The organism is Achromobacter ruhlandii (genome assembly GCF_902859695.1).
GTDB classification, from domain to species: Bacteria; Pseudomonadota; Gammaproteobacteria; order Burkholderiales; family Burkholderiaceae_B; genus Achromobacter; species Achromobacter ruhlandii.
Genome location: NZ_CADIJL010000048.1, coordinates 21,983 through 28,738, shown reverse-complemented (window position 1 = coordinate 28,738; position 6,756 = coordinate 21,983). Strand labels below are relative to the sequence as shown.

The 6,756-nt window shown below is 67.6% G+C and carries 8 protein-coding genes; 7 read left to right on the top strand and 1 reads right to left on the bottom strand.

Annotated features, from left to right (window positions below):
• The 3 genes from HV742_RS30070 to HV742_RS30060 all read left to right on the top strand — a co-directional run.
• The coding region (locus HV742_RS30070; protein ID WP_302478819.1) for a FixG Ig-like domain-containing protein at nucleotides 1-550 on the top strand (550 nt) is incomplete at its 5' end.
• A 22-nt stretch (nucleotides 551-572) separates the two neighbouring features.
• Nucleotides 573-809 carry a FixH family protein gene (locus HV742_RS30065; protein WP_054417678.1) on the top strand — a complete coding sequence of 79 codons (237 nt, stop codon included), beginning with the start codon at nucleotides 573-575 and terminating at the stop codon, nucleotides 807-809.
• 19 nt (nucleotides 810-828) lie between these two features.
• Entirely contained in the window at nucleotides 829-1,065 is a 237-nt protein-coding gene (locus tag HV742_RS30060) for a hypothetical protein (protein ID WP_026383281.1), read from the top strand.
• A gap of 424 nt (nucleotides 1,066-1,489) precedes the next feature.
• Here HV742_RS30060 and HV742_RS30055 read toward each other — a convergent pair whose 3' ends face one another.
• Nucleotides 1,490-2,416 carry a LysR family transcriptional regulator gene (locus tag HV742_RS30055; protein WP_100504604.1) on the bottom strand — a complete coding sequence of 309 codons (927 nt, stop codon included), beginning with the start codon at nucleotides 2,414-2,416 and terminating at the stop codon, nucleotides 1,490-1,492.
• 120 nt (nucleotides 2,417-2,536) lie between these two features.
• Here HV742_RS30055 and HV742_RS30050 point away from each other — a divergent pair, with 120 nt between their 5' ends.
• The 4 genes from HV742_RS30050 to HV742_RS30035 are packed head-to-tail and all read left to right on the top strand — an operon-like array spanning nucleotide 2,537 to nucleotide 6,730.
• Nucleotides 2,537-3,511 (top strand): Bug family tripartite tricarboxylate transporter substrate binding protein, encoded by a 975-nt coding sequence (locus HV742_RS30050; protein ID WP_054417680.1) that lies wholly within the window; start codon nucleotides 2,537-2,539, stop codon nucleotides 3,509-3,511.
• 8 nt (nucleotides 3,512-3,519) lie between these two features.
• Nucleotides 3,520-4,560: a 4-hydroxythreonine-4-phosphate dehydrogenase PdxA gene (locus HV742_RS30045; protein ID WP_175147119.1), complete on the top strand. Its 1,041-nt coding sequence runs from the start codon at nucleotides 3,520-3,522 to the stop codon at nucleotides 4,558-4,560.
• Between the two features lie 56 nt (nucleotides 4,561-4,616).
• Complete coding sequence (locus HV742_RS30040; protein WP_068953144.1) at nucleotides 4,617-5,789, top strand: L-rhamnonate dehydratase; 1,173 nt, start codon at nucleotides 4,617-4,619, stop codon at nucleotides 5,787-5,789.
• A 5-nt stretch (nucleotides 5,790-5,794) separates the two neighbouring features.
• Nucleotides 5,795-6,730: a dihydrodipicolinate synthase family protein gene (locus HV742_RS30035; RefSeq protein ID WP_175147118.1), complete on the top strand. Its 936-nt coding sequence runs from the start codon at nucleotides 5,795-5,797 to the stop codon at nucleotides 6,728-6,730.
• The last annotated feature ends 26 nt before the right edge of the window (nucleotides 6,731-6,756 follow it).

The following is a 6,756-nucleotide window of genomic DNA, read 5'->3' as shown; positions in this document are numbered from 1 at the left end:
CTGTATCGATGCCTGCGAGCAGGTGATGGACAAGATGCAGTATCCGTCCGGGCTGATCCGCTACACGTCCGAGCGCGCCATGCTGGACGGGCTGTCGACACAAAGCGCGCGCTCGCACCTGTTGCGGCCGCGGGTGCTGATCTATGGCTCGCTGATCCTGGTGCTGGCGGTGGCGTTCGTGACCTCGCTGGCGATGCGCAACCCGCTGCGGGTGGACGTGATCCGCGATCGCGGCGCGCTGGGTCGAGAGGTGGCCGGCGGCATGATCGAGAACGTGTACCGGCTGCAGATCATCAACACCTCGGATTCGCCGCTGCGGCTGCGGCTGTCGGCCGACGGCATGCCTGGGTTGGCGGTGCGCGCCGGGCAAAGCGAGTCGGACGTGGTGGACGTGGAGCCGGCGGCCAACAAGCTGGTGCCGATGGTGATCCGCGCCCCGGCCGGCGCCGAGCCGGGCGCCCATCCGATCACGTTGCGGGCCCGCGCCCACGATCAGGAAAACCGGCCGATCGAGACCGATGAAGCCGCGAGTTTTTATGTCCCCGAGTGATTCCGAATAAAGGATGCCGACGATGAATACTGCCCATGTAGCCGCGCCGATGCCGGTGAAACCCTGGTACCGCGAATTCTGGCCCTGGTTCCTGATGGCGGGGCCGTTCCTGGCGGTGGTCGGTTGCGCCATCACGATCTACCTGGCCTATACGCAGTTCGCCAATCAGCCGATCCAGGAAGGCGTGGTCAAGCGCGGCCTGGTGATCGAGCCGGCGGACACGGTGCCGACGCCGCCGCCCGCGATCGGCGTCCGTTGATGATTCCCGGAGGCGCGCCATGGGGTTGAGATCGCTGATGTGGATACTGTGGCCGTCGTTCCTGGCGGCGGCCGTGGGCAGCGCGATTGTCTTTGCGCTGATCGATCCGTTGGACGTGGCGGTGTTCGGGTATGTGCCGACGGGGCGGGTGGGGTTTTATACGGTGTCGTTCTTTTTGCTTTGGGGGATGGCGGGGGCGTCGAGTGCGTTGACGGCTTATTTGATGCCTAAGGTGGAGGAGGATCCGGATCTTTAGGTGGGTCTTTTGGGGTGCTTCGTGGGTGCTTCGTGGGGGCGTTGTTGGGGATTCGCTTCGTAGGTCGCCCCTCGCGGCGGGCGAGTCGGTGGCGGGCGCCCACGATTGCGGTCCGGAGCGTTCGCTCCGGACTGCCCCGTTGTCATCCTCGTCCTCGCCTTCGGCGACTCCTACGGATTCCCTCGGGCGCATCGAGGTTGCCCGCCACCGACTCGCCCGCCGCGAGGGGCTGCGAGCGTCTTGGAGCGTCGCGTTGTCAGAACGGTGGGGGCATGGAGAGGGTTGCGGGGCCCGCCCCAGGTCGGCCGCGCGGGCGGCCTTTTGGGGCTTACGCGGGGTCTTGCGTCGGGGCGGTGTTGGGGTGTTGGCGGCTGGTGGGGCTGCGCCGGGGGCTGGTGGTATTTGTCCTGGGTGTGGCGCGTCTTTATTCCGTGTCGTGCAGGAGGTCCACGAAGTGCCTGGCCGGCGCGCTTAGCGGGCGGTCCTTGGGGATGATGCTGCCGAAAGCGGTCAGGGTGTGCTGGAGTTGGTAGGGGATGATGGCGAGCAGGCCGTGGCGGGCGTAGCGGCTGGCGACGGAGTCGGGGATGACGCCGAGCATGTCGGACTTCATGGCCAGGTTGGTGGTGGTGAGGATCGAGGCGGACTCGATCAGGCCCTTGGGCAGGGCGGTGTCATGGGCGCGGAATTCCTGTTCCAGGACGTCGCGCATGGGGCTGCCGTGGGGCTGCAGGATCCAGGGGTAGGCCTGCAGCGCGTCGAAGCCGATGCGCTTGTGGCGCGTCAGGGGATGGTCGATGGCGGCGATGACGGACAGGGCCTCGTCGCCGATGGGGCGGAAAACGTAATGGCGCTCGGACAGGGTCAGCATGCGGCCGATGACGACGTCAAGCTTGCCTTCGTTCAGCCGTTCGATCAGCAGGTCGCTGGTGCCGGTGGAGATCTCCACGGCCAGTAGCGGATAGGTCTGTTTCAGGCGCAGCAGGGCGTCGGTCAGGTGGCCCGGCGAGGCGGCCATGATGCTGCCGATGAAGAGTTTGCCGGCGCTGCCCAGGCGCAATTCCTCCAGCTCGCGCGCCAGCGACGAGACCGTGCCGCGCATGCCGCGGAAATACCCCATCACGCATTCCCCGGCGGCGGTCAGCGCCAGGCCGCGGCCGACCCGTTCGAACAGCGGCTGGCCGATGGCCAGTTCCAGTTCGTGCAGCATCTTGCTGGCGGCGGACTGGGTCATGTTGAGCTGGGCGGCGGCGGCGCGCAGGGTGCCGCGTTCCTCGATGGCCAGCAGCAGCACGATCTGCCGCATGCGCAGGCGCGACAGCAGCGCGGGGACGTTCGGGACGCGTTCCATGATTGATCGCCTGTAGTGAACGGTTGGTGCAAAAGTTTCATTTTACGGAAACAGCGGTTGTTTCTAAGATGCAGGCATAACAAAGCCCGCTACGGGCCATAAGCCCCCAAGGAGACAACCATGAAGACTCGGCTTTATGCCGCATTGGCGGCGGGCGTGCTGTGCCTGTCCGCCGCCGCATCCGCCCCGGCGCAGAGCGCCGACTGGCCGACCCGGCCGCTGCGCCTGCTGGTGGGCTCGGCCCCCGGCGGCGGCACCGACGCCATGGCGCGCGCCGTGGCCGACAAGCTTGGGCCGATGCTCAAGCAGACCGTGGTGGTGGAGAACAAGCCGGGCGCGTCCAACACGCTGGCGGCGGACCTGGCGGCCAAGTCGGGCGACGGCCACACCATGGTGATGGGCGTGTCCACCGCGCATGCGATCGCGCCGCACCTGCTCAAGCTGGGCTATGACAACGACCGCGACCTGACGCCGGTGGTGTTCGTGGGCGCGGTGCCGAACATCCTGGTGGTCAACAACCAGTTGCCGGCGCAATCGGTGCAGGAGCTGATCGCGCTGCTCAAGCGCAAGCCGGGCGAATACAACTTCGCCAGCAGCGGCTCGGGCAGCACCCAGCACATCGCCGCCGAACTGTTCAAGGACGCCACCGGCGTGCAGATGACGCACATTCCCTATCGCGGCAGCGGCCCGGCCATGGTCGACCTGATGGGCGGCCAGGTGCAGATCGCCTTCGAGACCGCGTCCTCCGTCATCCCGCACATCAAGAGCGGCAAGGTGCGCGCGTTGGCGGTGCTGAGCGCCAGGCGCAACCCGCAGCTGCCCGATGTGCCGACCATGGCCGAGGCCGGCGTCAGCGGCGTCGAGATGAGCGCCTGGTACGGCATCTACATGCCCAGCGGCACGCCGGCGGCGGTGCAGCAGCGCGTGCATGACTCGGTCAATGCGGTATTGGCCATGCCCGAGACCCAGACGCGCCTGCAGGCGATCGGCGCCGACATCAATCCGATGAGCCAGGCGCAATTCGCGCAGTTCCACCAGGCCGAGAACCAGCGCTACGCCGGCATCATCAAGAAGAACCATATCTCCGTGGAATGAAGCACAGCATGAGCAACGACCGCAACGCCGCCAAACCCGTCATCGCCCTGACGCTGGGCGATCCCGCCGGCATCGGCCCCGAACTGATCGCGCGCCTGCTGGCGCGGCCCGAGGCGGCGCAACTGGCCAACATCGTGCTGGTGGGCGATGAATGGTTGTGGCGCGAAGGCCAGCGGGTGGCCGGGGTGCAGGTGGCCACGCAGGCCGTGGCCGGCTTCGACGCCGTGCGGACGCGGCCGGACACCAGCGTGCCGGCGTGGCTGGCGATGGACACCGTGCGGCGCGAGGACGTCAAGCTGGGTCAGGCGCAGGCCCCCGGCGGCGCCTCGGTGCTGCGGGTACTGGACGCCTGCATGGACGCGGCGCTGGCCGGCCATATCGACGCCATCTGCTTCGCGCCGCTGAACAAGCACGCGATGAAGCAGGGTGGGCTGCGCCACGATGACGAGCTGCACCACTTCGCGCAGTACCTGGGCGTGACGGGCTACTTCTGCGAGTTCAACACGCTGGGCGAGCTGTGGACCTCGCGCGTGTCCTCGCACATTCCGCTCAAGGACGCTGCCGCCGCGCTCAGCATCGACGGTATCAAGGCCGCCACGCGGCTGATCTACCAGTCGCTGCAGGCCAACGGCGTGGCCGCGCCGCGGGTGGCGGTGGCGGCGTTCAATCCGCATGGCGGCGATGGCGGCACCTGCGGGCGCGAAGAGGTCGACATCATCGCCCCGGCCGTGCGCCAGCTGAACCAGGAAGGGCTGCCGGTGCAGGGCCCGTTCCCGGCCGACACCATCTTCCTGAAGGCGCAGGCGGGCGAGTTCCAGGCCATCGTCACCATGTACCACGACCAGGGCCAGATCGCGATCAAGCTGCTGGGCTTCTCGCGCGGCGTGACGGTACAGGGCGGCCTGCCGATCCCGATCACCACGCCGGCCCACGGCACCGCCTACGACATCGCCGGCCAGGGACGCGCCAGCGTCGACGCCACCTGGCAGGCCTTCCGCATCGCCTGCCGCATGGGCCTGTCGCACCGCGCCGCGCGCGCGGCGGCCTGAGGCGGCCGTCCCTTCCGATTCATCGCATCGTTCGATCCTTTTTTGCAGGAATCCCCATGAAGATCAAATCCGTCCGCGCGCGCGTCTTTGAATGGACCGGCAAGACCGTGCCGCCGCAAGGCAACTTCTGCTCCAACGCCATGGACCTGTTGTATTCGCCGCAGGAAACCATGAGCACCTTCCGCTTCCATGGCTGGACCGTGGTCGAGGTCGAGACCGACGACGGCATCGTCGGGCTGGGCAACGTGGCGCTGGCGCCGCGGGTGGCCAAGGCCATCATCGACCAGTACCTGGCGCCGCTGGTGATCGGCCAGGACCCGTGGGACTACGAATACCTGTGGCAGCGCATGTACCGCGCCACCCATGCCTGGGGCCGCAAGGGCGTGACCATGGCGGCGATCTCGGGCGTGGACCTGGCGATCTGGGACATCCTGGGCAAGTCGGTCGGCAAGCCGGTCTTCAAGCTGCTGGGCGGACGCACCAAGGAGAAGATTCCGGTCTATTACTCCAAGCTCTACCGCACTGATCTCAAGGCCATGCAGGAAGAGGCCCAGACCTACCTGGACCAGGGCTTCACCGCCTTCAAGATGCGCTTCGGCTACGGCCCGGCGCACCTGCAGCGCGGCGTGGCCGAGAACCTGAAATCGGTCGAGGCGGTGCGCGAGGTGATCGGCTACGACACCGACCTGATGCTCGAATGCTACATGGGCTGGAACCTGGAATACGCCAAGCGCATGCTGCCCAAGCTGGAGAAGTTCGAGCCGCGCTGGCTGGAGGAACCGGTCATCGCCGACGACATCGACGGCTATGCGGAGCTGAACCAGCTGACGTCCATCCCGATCTCGGGCGGCGAGCACGAGTTCTCGCTGTATGGCTTCAAGCAACTGCTGGACCGCAAGGCGGTGTCGGTGGTGCAGTACGACACCAACCGCGTCGGCGGCATCACCGCCGCGCACAAGATCAATGCCTTGTGCGAGGCCTACAGCGTGCCGGTCATCCCGCACGCCGGCCAGATGCACAACTATCACCTGACCATGAGCACGCTGGCCTCGCCCATGAGCGAGTATTTCCCGATGTTCGACGTGGAAGTGGGCAACGAACTCTTCTACTACATCTTCGACGGCGAGCCGGTGGCCAGGGAAGGCTTCATCGACCTGGACGACAACCAGCCGGGCCTGGGCCTGAGCCTGAAGACCGAATACCTGAAAGACTTCAACATCATCGAGTGAGCGCCATGACCACGACGACTGTGCCGGCGCCGCGCTATCGCGGCATCTTTCCGGTGGTGCCCACCATCTTCACCGAAGCGGGCGCGCTGGACCTGGCGGGCCAGAAGCGCGCCGTCGATTTCATGATCGACAGCGGCGTGGACGGCCTGTGCATCCTGGCCAACTTCTCCGAGCAGTTCTCGCTGTCGGACGACGAGCGCGAGGTGCTGACGCGCACGTTGCTGGAGCACGTGGCCGGCCGGGTGCCGGTGATCGTCACCACCACGCACTACGGCACCCGGGTATGCGCGGCGCGCAGCCGCCGGGCGCAGGCGCAGGGCGCGGCCATGGTGATGATCATGCCGCCGTACCACGGGGCCACCATCCGCGTTGCCGAGGAGCAGGTGGTCGGGTTCTTCCAGCAGGTGTCGGACGCCATCGACATCCCCATCATGATCCAGGACGCGCCGGTCGCCGGCACGCCGCTGCCCGCCGCGTTGCTGGCGCGCATGGCGCGCGAGATCGCGCAGGTGTCGTACTTCAAGATCGAGACCGCCGGCGCGGCCAGCAAGCTGCGCGACCTGATCGCGCTGGGCGGCGCGGCGGTGGAAGGGCCGTGGGATGGCGAAGAGGCCATCACGCTGCTGCCGGACCTGGACGCCGGCGCCACCGGCTCCATGACGGGCGGCGGCTTCGCCGATGGCATCCGGCCGATCATCGAGGCGCATCGCGCAGGCCGCGCCGACGACGCCTACCGCCTGTATGAGCGCTGGCTGCCGCTCATCAACTACGAGAACCGCCAGGGCGGCATCCTGACCGCCAAGGCGCTGATGAAGGCCGGCGGCGTGATCGCCTGCGACGCACCGCGCCATCCGTTCCCGGCCATGCGGCCGGAAGTGCGGCAGGGCCTGCTGGACGTGGCGCGGCGGCTGGATCCGCTGGTGCTGCGCTGGGCGCGCTAAGGCGCCCGGCCGGGGACGGGCGCGGG